The sequence below is a fragment of the Taylorella equigenitalis ATCC 35865 genome (genome assembly GCF_000276685.1).
GTDB lineage: Bacteria > Pseudomonadota > Gammaproteobacteria > Burkholderiales > Burkholderiaceae_B > Taylorella > Taylorella equigenitalis.
Genome location: NC_018108.1, coordinates 992,038 through 1,007,582 on the forward strand (window position 1 = coordinate 992,038; position 15,545 = coordinate 1,007,582).

At 36.4% G+C, this 15,545-nt stretch carries 13 protein-coding genes; 1 reads left to right on the forward strand and 12 read right to left on the reverse strand.

Annotated features, from left to right (window positions below; genetic code table 11):
- Nucleotides 1-39 precede the first annotated feature (39 nt).
- Genes der through ndk form a run of 8 tightly spaced genes read right to left on the reverse strand, consistent with a single transcriptional unit; the run spans nucleotide 40 to nucleotide 7,825 of the window.
- Nucleotides 40-1,398 carry a ribosome biogenesis GTPase Der gene (gene der / locus KUI_RS04560; RefSeq protein ID WP_013522676.1) on the reverse strand — a complete coding sequence of 453 codons (1,359 nt, stop codon included), beginning with the start codon at nucleotides 1,396-1,398 and terminating at the stop codon, nucleotides 40-42.
- Nucleotides 1,398-2,552, reverse strand: a complete 1,155-nt coding sequence (gene bamB, locus KUI_RS04565; protein WP_013522677.1) for an outer membrane protein assembly factor BamB — start codon at nucleotides 2,550-2,552, stop codon at nucleotides 1,398-1,400. The genes der and bamB overlap by 1 nt, the downstream gene beginning before the upstream one ends.
- Nucleotides 2,552-3,196 carry a YfgM family protein gene (locus KUI_RS04570; RefSeq protein WP_013522678.1) on the reverse strand — a complete coding sequence of 215 codons (645 nt, stop codon included), beginning with the start codon at nucleotides 3,194-3,196 and terminating at the stop codon, nucleotides 2,552-2,554. Before KUI_RS04570 ends, bamB begins: the two co-directional genes overlap by 1 nt.
- Nucleotides 3,197-4,531, reverse strand: coding sequence for a histidine--tRNA ligase (gene hisS / locus KUI_RS04575; protein WP_013522679.1), 1,335 nt, complete (start codon nucleotides 4,529-4,531; stop codon nucleotides 3,197-3,199). It lies immediately after the preceding gene.
- Nucleotides 4,528-5,796 carry a flavodoxin-dependent (E)-4-hydroxy-3-methylbut-2-enyl-diphosphate synthase gene (gene ispG / locus KUI_RS04580; RefSeq protein ID WP_014840409.1) on the reverse strand — a complete coding sequence of 423 codons (1,269 nt, stop codon included), beginning with the start codon at nucleotides 5,794-5,796 and terminating at the stop codon, nucleotides 4,528-4,530. The genes hisS and ispG overlap by 4 nt, the downstream gene beginning before the upstream one ends.
- Complete coding sequence (locus KUI_RS04585) at nucleotides 5,793-6,275, reverse strand: helix-turn-helix domain-containing protein (RefSeq protein ID WP_013522681.1); 483 nt, start codon at nucleotides 6,273-6,275, stop codon at nucleotides 5,793-5,795. Before KUI_RS04585 ends, ispG begins: the two co-directional genes overlap by 4 nt.
- Nucleotides 6,272-7,408: a 23S rRNA (adenine(2503)-C(2))-methyltransferase RlmN gene (gene rlmN / locus KUI_RS04590; protein WP_013522682.1), complete on the reverse strand. Its 1,137-nt coding sequence runs from the start codon at nucleotides 7,406-7,408 to the stop codon at nucleotides 6,272-6,274. The genes KUI_RS04585 and rlmN overlap by 4 nt, the downstream gene beginning before the upstream one ends.
- A 9-nt stretch (nucleotides 7,409-7,417) precedes the next feature.
- Nucleotides 7,418-7,825 carry a nucleoside-diphosphate kinase gene (gene ndk, locus KUI_RS04595; protein ID WP_013522683.1) on the reverse strand — a complete coding sequence of 136 codons (408 nt, stop codon included), beginning with the start codon at nucleotides 7,823-7,825 and terminating at the stop codon, nucleotides 7,418-7,420.
- Between the two features lie 135 nt (nucleotides 7,826-7,960).
- Here ndk and KUI_RS04600 point away from each other — a divergent pair, with 135 nt between their 5' ends.
- Entirely contained in the window at nucleotides 7,961-10,834 is a 2,874-nt protein-coding gene (locus KUI_RS04600; protein ID WP_013522684.1) for a valine--tRNA ligase, read from the forward strand.
- A 40-nt stretch (nucleotides 10,835-10,874) separates the two neighbouring features.
- Here the strand turns inward: KUI_RS04600 and KUI_RS04605 are convergent, their stop codons facing one another.
- From KUI_RS04605 to KUI_RS04620, 4 genes are all read right to left on the reverse strand, one after another.
- Complete coding sequence (locus KUI_RS04605; RefSeq protein WP_013522685.1) at nucleotides 10,875-11,291, reverse strand: DUF5339 domain-containing protein; 417 nt, start codon at nucleotides 11,289-11,291, stop codon at nucleotides 10,875-10,877.
- Between the two features lie 130 nt (nucleotides 11,292-11,421).
- Entirely contained in the window at nucleotides 11,422-11,949 is a 528-nt protein-coding gene (gene ppa, locus KUI_RS04610; RefSeq protein ID WP_014840410.1) for an inorganic diphosphatase, read from the reverse strand.
- 8 nt (nucleotides 11,950-11,957) lie between these two features.
- Nucleotides 11,958-13,292, reverse strand: coding sequence for a heme biosynthesis HemY N-terminal domain-containing protein (locus KUI_RS04615; RefSeq protein WP_013522687.1), 1,335 nt, complete (start codon nucleotides 13,290-13,292; stop codon nucleotides 11,958-11,960).
- 9 nt (nucleotides 13,293-13,301) lie between these two features.
- The gene (locus KUI_RS04620) at nucleotides 13,302-15,509 is read right to left on the reverse strand and encodes a uroporphyrinogen-III C-methyltransferase (RefSeq protein WP_013522688.1); all 2,208 of its coding nucleotides are present in this window, start codon (nucleotides 15,507-15,509) and stop codon (nucleotides 13,302-13,304) included.
- Between the last annotated feature and the right edge of the window lie 36 nt (nucleotides 15,510-15,545).

A 15,545-nucleotide genomic window follows, 5' to 3' on the forward strand; every position in this document is an offset into this window, starting at 1 on the left:
TAACAAGACATAGAAGTTCACTTGTAAAAATACTACATATTAATTTTTATCAAGGTATGGATTTTTTGTTGATTTAAATTCTATTCTTAAGGGTGTACCTTCTAGTTTAAAAGCCTTCCTAAATCTAGTCTCCAAATAACGCCTATAAGAATCGGGTATAGCATCAAGAGCATTGCCATGAATGATAACAAGTGGAGGATTCTGACCACCCTGATGTGCATATCTCATCTTAGGTCTGAAAATGCCTTTTCGTGGAGGGGGTTGCTGATCCACGGCAGCTTGAAGTTCACGGGTAAGTTTAGGAGTAGGAAGTTTTCTAAAAGCTGCTTCGTGTGCCAGGTTTACAGACTTAAGTAAAGATTTAATTCCTTGAGATTTCAGTGCAGATATAAAATGAACTTTTGCGAAAGAGAGAAATCTTAGTTTTCTTTCAAATTCTCTGATTACCCAATCCCTTTTATCCTCATCTAAACCATCCCATTTGTTTATGGCAACGACCAATGCTCTACCGCTTTCTAATATAAACCCTGCAATGTGGGCATCCTGCTCAGAAATTTCACTTTGAGCATCTAAAACTAAAACAACCACATTACAGGCTTCAATAGCTTGAAGAGTTTTAATCACTGAGAATTTTTCTATTGACTCAAACACTCTACCCCTTTTACGAAGTCCAGCGGTATCTATTAATTTATATTTTTTGTTGTTATGTTCAAAATCGATTTCAATTGCATCTCTAGTTGTGCCAGGTAAATCAAAAGCAATTACTCTTTGTTCGCCAATAAGTGAATTTATAAGAGTTGATTTACCCACATTTGGCCTTCCAACAATCGCTAATTTAATTTTATGATCGGTGAATTCTTGGTCAGCATCAGGTTCAGAATTTAACTCTTCTTCAGATTGGGGAATTTTAGATAAGGCGATATCTATCAAATTAGCTACCCCATCTCCGTGTGCGGATGAAATAGCCAATGGCTCTCCAAGTCCTAACTCATGAAATTCTGCATTTGCCTGGTTTGGTTGAAGCCCCTCAGCTTTATTAACTGCTAATAGCACAGGAACACCCACCTTTCTAAGTTTAGTGGCAATATCATGGTCCTGTGCATTTATACCTGAACGAGCATCAACTAGAAATATAACTACATCAGATTCTGAAATGGCTAATTCAGTCTGCCTGGCCATTTCTTTAAGAATTCCAGTTTTAACTTTAGGTTCGAAACCACCAGTATCAATAACGAGAAAGGGTCTATCACCAATACGCCCCTCTCCATAATGCCTATCCCTAGTTAAACCAGAATAATCTGCCACAATAGCATTTCTACTGCGAGTCAGTCTGTTAAATAGTGTAGATTTACCTACATTAGGTCGACCAACTAAAGCTATAACAGGCTTATATGACATTAATTAACTCGAAACAATAATAAAGATCCACTACCACTTTGAACAATTACACCTTTTTCAGTGCCAATCAATGGAGAAACAATATCCTTATTTGACCCTACTGTAGTACGACCAACTATAGTGCCTTTTTCGCTATCGAAAACATGAACGAGACCATCTAAGTCTCCAACGAAAACATAGTTTTTAAAAACTACTGGATTAGTTAAACCACGATTTTTAAGTGTTTGGTCAGACCAAATTAATTCACCATTAGCCAAGGCAAATTTTGCAACTGTACCATCAATTCCAGATGCATAAATTTTTGAGCCGTCAGTACCTAAGCCAACTGCTGACGAAAATGGATTAATCCAAATCGGTGTTAGACCTTTGTTAGTAACTCTATAGCAGGAAACATTTCCTTGATAGCTAGAGGTACATACACCATCGTTAAAAACTATAGGTTGACCAACCACATCTGTAACACTATCAATATCACTAGGTCCCTTAGCAGAAGCAGATAAAATTTCCCAATTCACCACACCATCACTAATACCCAGACCCACAAGTTTACCAGTAGGAACAGCCACAACAACAGAATTATCGGCTAGAGACATCCTAGAATTCGTTTTTAGAGAAAGTAATGGATTAGTCCTAACAAAACTCCACGAAAGTTTGCCGTCTTTAATATCAAAGGCTTGAACACGAAAATCATCTGCTCTCACAATAACTTTACCTTGAGCAACAATTGGCGGAGTAGTTGAGCGTGTTGAAAGCTTTGAGTCCCAGATTGTTTTACCAGATTGAGCATCCAAAGCGTACACTTTAGCATCTTTATCTGTCACAACAACTAAGCCATCACCTACACCAACACCACTTGTAAGTTTCGATCCTAATTTTACGGACCAAATTGGACTTCCATTATCTAAATTAAGCTTTACTACATTTCCGTCTGGAGTAGCTGCATAAACACTATTATCCTGCACAACCGGGGCGAATCCAGTACCTCCACCAGATCCAATATTACTTTGCCAAACAGCTTGCAAACTAACAGTTTGCTTGATTTCTTTAACTTTTACTGGCTCGTATCTACTATCTGCTTTAAATATACTGCAAGCACCCAAAAAGGAAGTAAGGACTACAACTGTAATAAATTTTTTATTAAAAGTTAATTTCATTATTCCGCTCCGTAAACCTTTAACTTCATGTTTATAACTTCCAAAAAGTTTTCATCCAATGTTTTGATTTGTAATAAAGATTTCCATATTTTGAAAGCTTCCTCTTTTTTTCCCTCAGACATGTAAATATCTGCCAATCGGTCATCGAATAGTGCTTTGAAATCGTCGCTTGGATTTTTCAATAAGTCCTTAGCTTTTTGAATTTCACCCTGAGCCAACAGAACTGAAGATAAATTTAATTTAGCAGTTTCTTTTATACCAACATCATCGGAATTATCCAAAACCCAATTCAGATTTAATGCAGAAGAAGCTAAATCCTTATTTTTAAAATATATATTACTTGCTATTAAAATAGCTCTATCTGTGTAAGCTGAAGAACTAAAGTCATCCTTAAGAACTTTAATAGCCTCCTCAAGCCTCTTTATATCTGATGACTGAGGATTAAAGTTTTGAGAAACGCTATATACGATATCGTAGTAAATTAAAGATTTCTTGGCTTGACGATTTTCATACCATTGATATCCTTGAAATGCTAGATACGCAACAGCAATCAATGTCAATAAAGTAGTAACTATATTTCCGTAAGAAGCCCACCAACTTTTTATCTGATCAATCTTTTCTTGTTCTTCTAAATCATAAGCCATTTATGCATCCTTTTTATTAATAAGCTTAAGCAAGTTAACTACGACATCACTCGAAGGGATAGTAATTTGTTCGATTGATGACCCGTCAGGATTGGGACGTAGTTGTTTAAGGGAAACTGTATCGTTTTGTAATTCAGATTCTCCGATAATTATTGCATAGTTTGCACCCGAAAAATCAGCCCTTTTGAATTGATTTTTAAAATTTTGAGAGCCAGCGTGAACTATGACATCAATTCCAGAATTTCTACAAAGCTCCGCTAATTTAGAACATTTGCGAGCAGCTTCGCTATTCTGATGAATAAAATAAACCTGTGTTTCTTGACCAATATCAGTAAATTTACTTTTTATTTCAGCATTTTTAGAATCAGAAATTATAAGACTGATTAATCGCTCAAGACCTATAGCAAAACCAACGCATGGAGTGGGCTTTCCACCTAACAGTTCGAATAAACCATCATATCTACCACCACCACAAACTGTGGCTTGAGCACCTAGACTACCTGTTACCCATTCAAATACAGTTAGGTTGTAATAATCTAACCCTCTAACAAGCCTTGGGTTAATTCTGTATTTTATGCCAGCCTCATCAAGCCTAATTTTTAGCTCATCGAAGTGAGCCTTAGACTCCTCACCTAAATAATCAAATAGTTTAGGAGCTTCATTTGCCATAGACTGCATGTCAGGATTTTTTGTATCCAAAACACGAAGCGGATTACTGTACATACGTCTTTTGGCATCGTCATCTAAAACATCTATATTTGCTTCAAGATGCTTAATTAAAGCCTCTCTGTGGGCTAATCTTTCATTGGGTTGACCTAATGAATTAATTTCTAAATGTATATCCTCAAGACCAAAAGTCCCCCATAGTCTAGCTAACATTATGATTTGTTCTGCATCAACATCTGGTCCAGAAAACCCCATGGCTTCTACTGATAGCTGGTGAAACTGTCTATATCTACCCTTTTGAGGTCTTTCGTGTCTAAACACAGGACCCATTGTGTACAATCTTTGGGCTCTATCAAATGTAATACTGTGTTCAATAGCCGCTCTAACAACCCCTGCAGTAAACTCAGGTCGCATCGTAAGCATATCAGCCTTATCTTGTGACATAGAAAAGGTATACATTTCTTTTTCAACAATATCTGTAACCTCTCCTATCCCTCTAGCAAATAATCTAGTCTGCTCTAGAACAGGAGTTCGAATATTTTTGTATCCATAAGACTTCATAAGAGAATGAAGCATATCCTCTAATATAAGCCACTGAAAAGATTCCGTTGGCAATATATCATTCATTCCTCTAATGGCACTTATTTTTTCGTATTTTTTTGAGTTCATTTAGTTTGACCGAATCTGCGTTCTATATAATCCAAAACAATTTTTTGGAATTCTTTGGCAATGCCTTCCCCTTTAAGCGTAACTGTCCTCTCACCATCAATAAATACAGGAGCTGCTGGCACTTCACCAGTGCCTGGCAGGCTGATACCTATATCTGCATGCCTGCTTTCACCAGGACCATTAACCACACATCCCATAACTGCTACGTTTAAATTTTCAACTCCAGGATATTGCTCTTTCCAAATAGGCATCTGAGTTCTTAAAAAATTTTGAATATCATCTGCCAAATGCTGAAAAAAAGTACTTGAAGTTCGCCCACAACCTGGACAGGCAACAACCATAGGTGTAAATGCTCTTAAACCCATGGTTTGTAAAATCTCCTGAGCGACTATTACTTCTTTTTTGCGATCCCCTCCTGGCTCTGGAGTTAGAGATATTCTGATAGTATCTCCTATACCTTCTTGCAATAATACTGATAAAGCTGCAGTCGATGCGACTATACCCTTACTTCCCATACCAGCTTCAGTTAAACCTAGATGCAACGCATAATCACATCTGCTCGAAAGGTTTCTATATACACTAATTAAATCTTGAACATGACTTACTTTACACGAAAGAATTATCTGCTCTGGCTTCATGCCTAATTGAACAGCATAATTAGCATTATCTATTGCGGATTTAACTAAAGCTTCTTTCATTAAATCCTGTGAAGACCATGGATGCTGACGATTGTTATTTATGTCCATTAACTTCGCCATCAAGTCGTGGTCCAAACTTCCCCAATTCACACCAATACGCACAGGTTTATTATTTTGGATGGCAACATCTATCATCTGAGCAAAGTTATCTGCCCTTTTTTTGCCACCCCCAACATTACCTGGATTTATTCTATATTTTGATAGAGCTTGTGCACATGCTGGATAGCCTGAAAGTAATTTATGACCATTAAAATGAAAGTCCCCAACTAATGGCACATCCAAGCCCATTCGATCGAGCTGATCTCTAATTGCTGGCACAGCCTCTGCAGCTTCAGGAGAATTAACTGTTATGCGTACAAGCTCAGATCCAGCCATAGCCAACTCTTTAATTTGAATGGCTGTGGCAATGACATCCGCAGTGTCTGTATTAGTCATGGACTGAACCACAATAGGCGATGCATCACCTACAAATACAGAATTAGCCCCCCATTTAATCTCAACTTTATAAGTCTTCTTTCTAGGCTTAGGACCTGATGGATACGGGCTGTCAGTTAAATCTGAGATCATAACCCTAAATCTTCTAATGTAAACATACCTTGGTTATAAGCAAGATATGCCACCACTCCTAGGATTAACAAAATAATTAATATCCACAAAAGCGATCCACCAGAACGTTTTGGCTGCTCTGTATCAGGTATAGATTCATTTAACTCAGTAGAATTTATGGTTTTAATATTTTTAACTGTAGAAGGTGCAACGTTACCCGTAGCTTGCGCTAATTTTTGCAGGGCAACCTTATCATCCGCCCCAATGGCTAAAGCAAATTTTTTTACTAACGCTCTAAGAACAAATCCATCTGGCAATGAAGACCACTGCTCTTGCTCTACAGCTTTTAGTTGACTAGTACTAAATTTAGTTTTATCGCTTATCTCAGTAAAATCAAACCCATTAGAGGTTCTAATTTTATGAAGGTAAGCACCAACTGAATCACTACTAATAGTCGAATTAGAAGACTCTCTTAATTCAGGTGTAATTTCTTTATTCATAATATTTCCTTAGTAATAGGAATGGATTTTCTTTGCTTCATAAGCTCAGATATTTTACTTTTATCTTTTATATCACCTGCGAGTTGACCGCAAGCAGCATCTATATCATCGCCCCTAGTTTTTCGAGTTGTAGCAACTATCCCCGCATCATTTAGAATAGCAGAAAAAGCCTTTACTCTTTGTGAACTTGACCTTTTTAAACCTGATTCGGGAAATGGATTAAAAGGAATCAGATTTACTTTACTTTTAACTTCCCTACAAATCTCAATTAATTGATTTGCGTGTATATCAGTATCGTTCACGTCCTCCAACATTATGTACTCAAATGTAATGAAATCCCTAGGTGCGAATTCAATATATCGATTACAGGCATCTATAAGTTCTTTTAAGGGATACTTCTTATTTAAGGGGATTAACTGATTTCTTAATGCATCATTTGGAGCATGTAAGGATACTGCTAAAGCTACAGGACAGTCTTGAGATAGTTTATCCATAAAGGGAATTACACCAGAAGTCGATACAGTTACTCTCCTTCTAGATAAACCATAAGCATTTTGATCTACAAGCATCTTTACCGCTGGCAATACCTGATCATAATTTAAGAGCGGTTCTCCCATACCCATAAAAACTACATTTGAAATAACCCTATCACCAGGCAACTTCTGGATATCAGTAGAAGAATTTAAAATTTCCTTTCTGGCTAACCAAACCTGACCAATAATTTCTGAAGTCGTAAGATTTCTGTTAAAGCCCTGGTGTCCAGTAGAACAAAATCTACAGGCTACTGTACATCCTGCTTGACTTGAAATACATAGGGTGCCTCTGTCGTCTTCTGGAATAAAAACTGTTTCAATGGCATTATTGTTTTGTACATCAAAAAGCCATTTTGTAGTTCCATCTGTTGAAACTTGTTTAGTTAATTCTTTTGGAACTGATATCTCTGCAAATTCAGCTAAATTTTTTCTAAAATCATTAGCCAAATTTGTCATATTAGAAAAATTGGATTCACCTTTTTGATGAATCCAATTCATGAGTTGTTTTGCCCTAAATGGCTTATGCCCCCACTTAGCTACAAGCTCAGTGAGGACCGTATAATCAAGACCAATAAGATTTTGCTTCTCTAGTATGGTCACAGCTTAGAATTATTTACCAAAAAAGTATTCAATCTCAGTTTTAGCTGTTTCAGCTGCATCAGATCCATGTACTGCATTAGCGTCAATACTTTCAGCAAAATCAGCACGAATTGTACCTGGCTCAGCCTTTTTAGGATCTGTAGCACCCATAAGTTCACGGTTTTTAGCTATAGCATTTTCGCCTTCTAAAACTTGAACGAAAACTGGACCAGAAATCATAAACTCAACTAAATCGTTAAAAAATGGACGCTCTTTATGAACCGCATAAAAACCCTCAGCTTGTTCGCGAGTTAATTGAACTAATTTAGCTTCTACAACTTTTAAACCAGCTTTTTCAAAACGTGTGATGATTTCACCAATTACATTTTTTTTAACTGCATCTGGCTTAATAATAGATAGTGTACGTTCGATAGACATATAAATCCTTTGAAAATAATTTAGTCGATTATTTTAACATTCAAAGCCTTCAATTTCTCTATTTGAAGTGCCTCAAAAATAGCAATAATACTTCTCCTAGATTAAAATAATCCTTTTATAGTTTTAAGCCTAACGATGTCCCATTCTGAAAGAATAAAAATAGATTTAAATGCTTCTTATAATCCACAAGAAATAGAGTCCAAAATATACAAAAATTGGGAATCTAGTAATGCTTTTGAAGCTGGTCAGTATGTACAAACTGATTCCAAATTCTCGGGCGAACCATTTGCTATTCAATTCCCTCCTCCGAATGTTACTGGCTTTCTTCATATGGGTCACGCTTTCAATCAAACTATTATGGACGGTTTGGTTCGCTATTACAGGATGAATGGAAGTGATACTGTGTATATTCCGGGATCCGACCATGCGGGCATTGCCACCCAAATAGTTGTAGAAAGGCAGCTAGATGCAGAAGGAGTATCGAGACACGATTTAGGAAGGGAGAAGTTTCTCGAGAGAGTTTGGGACTGGAAAAACATCTCAGGTGGAACAATTCACAAACAAATTCGTAAATTAGGAAGTTCGGCTGACTGGTCACGTGAGTATTTTACGATGGACGATCAGATGAGCAAGGGCGTTATAGAGACATTTGTTCGTTTATATGAACAAGGCTTAATTTATCGAGGAAAACGACTTGTGAATTGGGACCCGGTATTAGGGACAGCAATTTCCGATTTAGAAGTGGAGAATTCCGAAGAAGATGGTCATATGTGGCACATTCGCTACCCTCTTACTGAACCAGTTGATTCAACCGCTTATTTAGTTGTAGCCACTACACGCCCTGAAACTATGTTAGGTGACGTTGCTGTTATGGTTCATCCTGAAGATGAGAGATATAAGCACCTAATTGGGAAATTTGTATCATTGCCACTCACTAGTCGTCAAATTCCAATAATTGCAGATGAGTATGTTGATATGGAATTTGGTACTGGTGTAGTTAAGGTGACTCCAGCTCACGATTTTAACGATAATGCTGTTGGGCAAAGGCATGGTCTTGAGCAGATAAATATTTTTACATTGGATGCACATATCAACGAGAATGCACCTGAAAAATATCGTGGTCTTGACAGATTTGATGCTAGAAAAGCAGTTGTTGCAGATCTTGAATTACTTGGATTGTTACAGGAAGTTAAGCCACACAAATTAATGGTTCCTAGAGGCGATAGGACTAAAACCGTTATAGAACCCATGCTTACTGATCAATGGTACGTTGCCATGACAAAGCCTGCACCTGAAGGAACATTTAATCCTGGCAAGTCTATAACAGAAGTCGCTTTAGAAGTAGTCAAGAAGGGTGAAGTAAAATTCTACCCAGAAAATTGGACAAATACTTACAATCAGTGGCTAGAAAACATTCAGGATTGGTGTATTTCTAGGCAATTGTGGTGGGGACATCAGATTCCTGCTTGGTATGGAGAAAATGGTGAGATTTTTGTTGCACGAAACGAGGAAGAAGCTCAACAAAAAGCATCAGACTCTGGATATAGAGGAGTTTTGAGGAGAGATGAGGATGTTCTTGATACTTGGTTTTCATCAGCCCTAGTTCCATTTACAACCATGGGATGGCCGGAAGAAACTGATGACTACAAAAAATATCTACCGTCAAATGTGCTTGTAACTGGCTTTGATATTATCTTCTTCTGGGTAGCCCGAATGATTATGATGTCTATGCACTTAACAGGACAAATCCCCTTTAAAGTCGTTTATGTACATGGTCTTATCTTAGATGCACATGGACAGAAAATGAGTAAGTCAAAGGGAAACACGATAAATCCAGAAGATTTGATAGATGGTGTTGATTTAGAGACCCTTGTAAATAAACGAACTCAGGGCTTAATGAATCCAAAACAAGCTAGCAAAATCGAAAAAGAAACACGTAAAGACTACCCGAATGGTATTAATGCTTATGGTACGGATGCACTTCGGTTCACCATGGCAACCTACGCAACGTTAGGACGTAATATGAATTTTGACCTTAAACGTTGCGAGGGTTATCGAAACTTTTGTAATAAGCTTTGGAATGCTAGTAGGTTTGTACTTATGAATGTTGAGGACAAACCTATTCACAAATATTCTATATGGGATGATGATTTCGATTTTGATGATATCAGGATTGTTGACCAGTGGATAATTAGCGAATTTCAATTATTTCTTGAAGAAATACATAAGGGCTTTGAAGAATATAGATTCGATAATATTGCCAACAATATATATAAATTTGTTTGGGATGAATTCTGCGATTGGTACTTAGAGTTATCAAAAGTACTTCTTAATACTGCAGATGAGGAAGAGCAAGCTATTACTAGACGTGTCTTAATTGATATTCTTGAGGGGATTCTTAAAGTTGCACATCCTATCATTCCATTTATAACGGAAGGTTTATGGCAAAAAGTTTCTCGTATTACGGGGACATACTACATAAATAGCGATGATGATTCTGAAAAATTTCTTTGCCATCAGGCATATCCTCATCATAGAGATTACTTGATAGATGAAGATGCTTTAGTTGAAGTTAAGGAGATTAAAGAGACGATAGAAGCAATTCGAGCTCTTAGGGGTGAAATGCAGATTTCCCCAGCACAGAAAATCGATTTATACTTAGTGCAATCCTATGATATGAAGGATTACTATCCTTATATTAAATCATTAGCTAAGGTAGAAAATATTGAAGTCGTTGACTCCCTACCAGATATAGGGGCACCTAGTACAATCCTAAATCATTGCTCCCTTATGTTGAATGTAAAAATTGATATAGAAGCAGAAACTGCAAGACTTAATAAAGAAATATCTAATTTAACTAAGGAAATAGATAAAGCTCAGGGTAAACTCAATAATCCAAACTTTGTTCAAAAAGCCCCTCATTCAGTTATTGAACAGGAAAAAGCTAGAGTTGAACAATTTACTGCTTTATTGGATAAGGTTAGAGATCAACTTTCAAAGTTGAAATAAAAAATCCCGCCTAGGCGGGATTATGAAGCATAGCCCAAAACTATTGTTGAGGGAATGAAGCTTTAACTTGATCAAATGCTTGTTTAGCTTGATTGCATGCTTGAACCATTGCATCTTTGTTTGGAGCTTGTTTTAAAGCTGCACGAGTTTGATCCTCTGCCATTTTAATTTGGTCTTTAACCATTTGAGATTGAGGACCTGCAAATTTATCAGCAAACTCTTGAATAGATTTGAAGTAATCTTCACATTCAGCTGGTAAATCACCAGAAGCAGTAGTTGTAGTTTCAGTAGTTGTAGTTGTTGTTTCTGCAGCAGGAGCAGTAGATTCTGCAGCTGGAGCAGTAGTAGTTTCAGTAGTTGTAGTAGTAGTTTCAGAAACTTTAGTTTCATCTTTATCGCCGCAAGCAGCAAGAACTACTGCAGAGAAAAGTGTAGCTAAAACCAATGATTTTTTCATAATATCCAAACTCCTATAAAATATATTGGATTATTTTGTGAAATATTAAATTTTTAATATTTCGACTTTATTACATAATAAATTAGTACATGACTTTATATAAGGGTACAGAAACGCAAATAAACAAAATTTACTCTTTGTAAGATTTTTGAGCCTCAATTATTTCTTTTTTGGCACCTTCAAGTCTCTCAAATCCTGTCACTTTTACCCATTTACCCTTTTCCAAATCTTTATAGTGCTCAAAGAAATGTTTAATTTGAATTAAATCTTGCTCAGGTAAGTCATTGATATCATTAAATTTAGCATACGGAGGATAAAGTTTAGTAACTGGAACAGCAAGCAATTTTGCATCTAAACCAGATTCATCTTCCATTTTTAGAACACCAAGGGGTCTACATTTAATTACAGATCCAACTTGAAGTGGGTGTGGCGTTTTAACCAATACATCTACGGGATCCCCATCTGGTGAGAGTGTCTTAGGTATATATCCATAGTTATAAGGATAATACATAGCAGTTAGCATAAATCTATCCACAGTAACGGCTCCTGTCTCCTTATCCACTTCATATTTGACTGGATCCGAATTCATTGGGATTTCAATAATTACATTAAATTCATCTGGCAAGCTATCGCCAGACTGAACATTTTTTAGACTCATAGGTACTCCTAATTTAATGGTTTTTCTTGGTAGGATTTGACATTATTTTCTAGAAAGTGATCGTCAGGTTTTTCTAGATTTTTTACATCTGGCGGTGTAGATGGATCATTACTTATATCAGCAGGTTCAATAAATAAGAAATTATCTTGAGCCGACAAATCAATATTTGAAAGGGATGCTTTTCTCCAGTGGCTTAATGCCTTTGAGTGCTCACCTTGTTTATCATAAAGGACACCAAGCAATGCGTGAATTTTTTCATTATCTTTAATTTTTAAGCTCTGATTAAGATATTTTTCCGCTTGACCCCATAAACTATTTGCCAAACATAACTGACCAATGGCCAACAGTAAATCAGGATTATTGGCATCAGCATTCAACCACTTTTGAGCTTTGTGCAATCTTTCATTGGCAACGGATTCATGTGCCCTCGCATAATAAGCAAGTACAGAAGGACTAAGTTTTGCATTTAGCGATGTTTCGAGAGCTTGAGATGATTTTGAATACTCTTCAAGTTGATCAAAACGTCTAGATATAGCTAAGGCTATATTTTCTAATTGCTTTTCTTCTTTTGAAAGAGAATTATAAAAATTGACCGCACCATCATATTTAGATCTGGAAATAAATTTAGGTCCAAACTCATCAAGCAAGTCCATGTATTCTTCTTTAGAAATGGATTTTTTTCTAAACAGAAATCTAGCAGTATCTAATAACTTCGTCTCCTGATCTGTCTGCTCATAGGCTCTTAGTAATTGGTGCTTAATATGCAATTGGCGACCATCGACTGAATCAGCATACTCAAGGTACATCAAGGCATTATGTGCTTGCCCTTGTTCTATCAGTAAATCTGCTTGAACGGCAACAACAGCAGCATCTAACTTGGGATTGTTTTTACTCAACAACCTTGCATCTTTTAAAAGATCATCTCTTCTTGCATAATCACCTATAGCATGTACTGCTCTAGCAGCTCCAATATTAGCTAATATCTGTCTATCTGTACTCTTTGTATGATGGGTAAGCTTAAGGAAATTTTTTTCAGCATCATAATGACGACCCTCAAGTAAATCTACCCACCCTCTTTCTAAGAGAATAATATCTTTTTTATGATGCCTCTCCTCCGACCAATCAGCCACTGCTTTAGGTCTACTTAATATCCAACTTAAAATTCTAAATAAAAGATATAAAGTAAGAAATGCAACCAACAGAAAAACTACGGCTGTTAATAATGACACCGTCCTTCTTTCATTGCCAGTGACAAGCATCACAACATCATTGTTATCTTTGAAAATCAAAACAAGACCTATAGCAAGTCCAAAGAAAATTATTAATTTAATTAATGCTTTCATGTTTAGGTCCTAATTTGATTCAGTACTCATAGGAGTAGACGGATAAAGTTTGTTATAAACTTTCAAAGTCTCCTCCATAATTGGATATTTTGTGGCAATAGGTTCGTTTAAGAGTTTATCAAGTACAGCAACAATGTGGACTGCTTTAGGAGAATCGGGCGTTGTGTTTGATTGCACAATTGATTTAACTTCATTTAATGAAGACTTCCAATATTCATAATCGCCACTAACGAGAGCAGATTGTGCAAAATTAAGCTGATTTACCGCTGATAACTTGATTGCTTTAACTTCCTCAATACTTAAGGTTGCAGTTGATGCATCTTCAAATTTCTCCACTTTTACCAATGACTTAAGGTCTTCCTTAACACCGTGATATATATCACTAGGTAAGCTTTCTACTTTTGACCATTGCCTACTAAACCAGTTTCCTTTGGGTTTTCTTTGTTCTGTAGTGCCAGTTTCATTTGAACTTACATCTTCCTCTTTAAAAGTAGTTTGTGGTATCTCATTAAGCTGAATATCAGATTTTTTGGACGCACTATTAAAAGGCAAATCATATATTAGTTTTTGTAAATCTCTAGTCACACTAGCTATTCTAGCCTGATCAAAACCCTTTATAGATTCAATACTTTCTTTATCCTTTGTAATGGCATTCCTCAGCTCTTCGGGCATATCCTCTAATAAGAGTAAGGAAATTACGCTCAGAGCTTTAGGTCTATCTTTAAAGACCAAAAGCAAGTGATTAGCTTCATCAATTCTAGTTTTAATTTGAGCAATTTTCTGTCTATATACGGGATCCTGCTCTGGTGGCAATGCCGTAGGACCCTTAGTATCAACAGATTCTACTGGAGTACTAGGCTCTACAGGCTCTTGTTCTATTGGTGTAACAACAGGTATATCCATTTCAGATGAGGTTGGCTTATTTTGCTCCTTTGAATTAGTGTCAGTAGCCATATCCTTTTGAGCATCAGGATTAATTTCCTCTACTGCCTGTTCAGCATTCGAAGATTCGCTTTCAGTCGTCTGCTCATTTTCAGGTTCAATGCTTTCAGTCGTCTGCTCAGTTTGATCAATGGTAGGGGTATCTTCTGTTGATGTTTGAGAACTTTCTTCTTGTTTTGGTTCATTAGGATGGGGTAAATTGCTAACATTATCTGCTGGCAATACATCTTTTTGATTTGTTGTGTATTGATCAGCTGGAGTTACAAATTCCTCAACTACATCGGGTTCTCTTTGATCATTTTCTGGATTTTTAAATTCATTACTTCCAAATAATTGTGGATCTAAATCAACACTTTCAGATTTGGGAATAATCTCATCTTTGTTTTGAACTGATGCTTCTGTACTTGAGTCTTTAGATGTTGATACTTCTGCTGTTTGATCTGAAGCAGTCTGATTACTACTTTCTTGTGGCTGAGCAATGCTGGATTCGATCTTCGAATTAGATTGAACATCTGAATTAGTAGTTATGGATATATCTCCTTCAGATTTAGTCTCAGAATCAGATACGTTAAGTTCTGATTTATTATCTGAACCTTCCATGATAATTTCAGATTTAGTCTTGGAATCAGCTATGTTAACTTCATTAGTTTCAGATTTCTGACTCTCAATTTCCTGAACTTGAGCCCCTTGATTTTGAGGCTCTTGAACTAGAGTTTCATGAACTTGAGCCTCTTGATTTTGAGGCTCTGAAATTAATTCCTCTTTAGGTGTTGAGTTTGGAGAAGGTTCCTCCATAAGAGTAGTACTGCCCTTACCATCTGAAAGAGCGGTACTACTGTCCCCTTTTTGTTTTTTATAAAAATAATATCCCCCACCAACAATTAGAGCCAAAATCAAAATGATAATAATTGGACTAAAACCACTTTTTTTAGGAATGCTTACGTCAGCTACATCTTCTTTATTTATAGCTTTAGCATCTGCGGAATATGGGGTACTTTCTAAATCTTTAAAATTGTGTGCAGGAGGTTCTTCAATTTCGATATCAGAATAGATTACGTCATCTTTAGTTTGATCCACAACAACTTCGTCATTTGAATCAATATCAGATTCTGTAGCAGTATCAGTAACATCAATGCTTTCCTGATGCTCAATAAAGTCCGCTTCCTGATGTTCGGCATCGAATTCAGAATCTAATATCTCAACTTCATCCTCGAATTTTTTCTTAGTTTCAATTTGAGTTAATTCTTCAACATCTTCAAATGACTTATCTTTCATTGATGCACTCTCAGGTATTTTGACGTTTAATATTGT

Bases quoted from the DNA above. Each gene is read 5' to 3' on its own strand.
- der (WP_013522676.1), bottom strand. From the start codon at position 1,398: ATGTCATATAAGCCTGTTATAGCTTTAGTTGGTCGACCTAATGTAGGT.
- bamB (WP_013522677.1), bottom strand. From the start codon at position 2,552: ATGAAATTAACTTTTAATAAAAAATTTATTACAGTTGTAGTCCTTACT.
- KUI_RS04570 (WP_013522678.1), bottom strand. From the start codon at position 3,196: ATGGCTTATGATTTAGAAGAACAAGAAAAGATTGATCAGATAAAAAGT.
- hisS (WP_013522679.1), bottom strand. From the start codon at position 4,531: ATGAACTCAAAAAAATACGAAAAAATAAGTGCCATTAGAGGAATGAAT.
- ispG (WP_014840409.1), bottom strand. From the start codon at position 5,796: ATGATCTCAGATTTAACTGACAGCCCGTATCCATCAGGTCCTAAGCCT.
- KUI_RS04585 (WP_013522681.1), bottom strand. From the start codon at position 6,275: ATGAATAAAGAAATTACACCTGAATTAAGAGAGTCTTCTAATTCGACT.
- ndk (WP_013522683.1), bottom strand. From the start codon at position 7,825: ATGTCTATCGAACGTACACTATCTATTATTAAGCCAGATGCAGTTAAA.
- KUI_RS04600 (WP_013522684.1), top strand. From the start codon at position 7,961: ATGTCCCATTCTGAAAGAATAAAAATAGATTTAAATGCTTCTTATAAT.
- KUI_RS04605 (WP_013522685.1), bottom strand. From the start codon at position 11,291: ATGAAAAAATCATTGGTTTTAGCTACACTTTTCTCTGCAGTAGTTCTT.
- ppa (WP_014840410.1), bottom strand. From the start codon at position 11,949: ATGAGTCTAAAAAATGTTCAGTCTGGCGATAGCTTGCCAGATGAATTT.
- KUI_RS04615 (WP_013522687.1), bottom strand. From the start codon at position 13,292: ATGAAAGCATTAATTAAATTAATAATTTTCTTTGGACTTGCTATAGGT.
- KUI_RS04620 (WP_013522688.1), bottom strand. From the start codon at position 15,509: ATGAAAGATAAGTCATTTGAAGATGTTGAAGAATTAACTCAAATTGAA.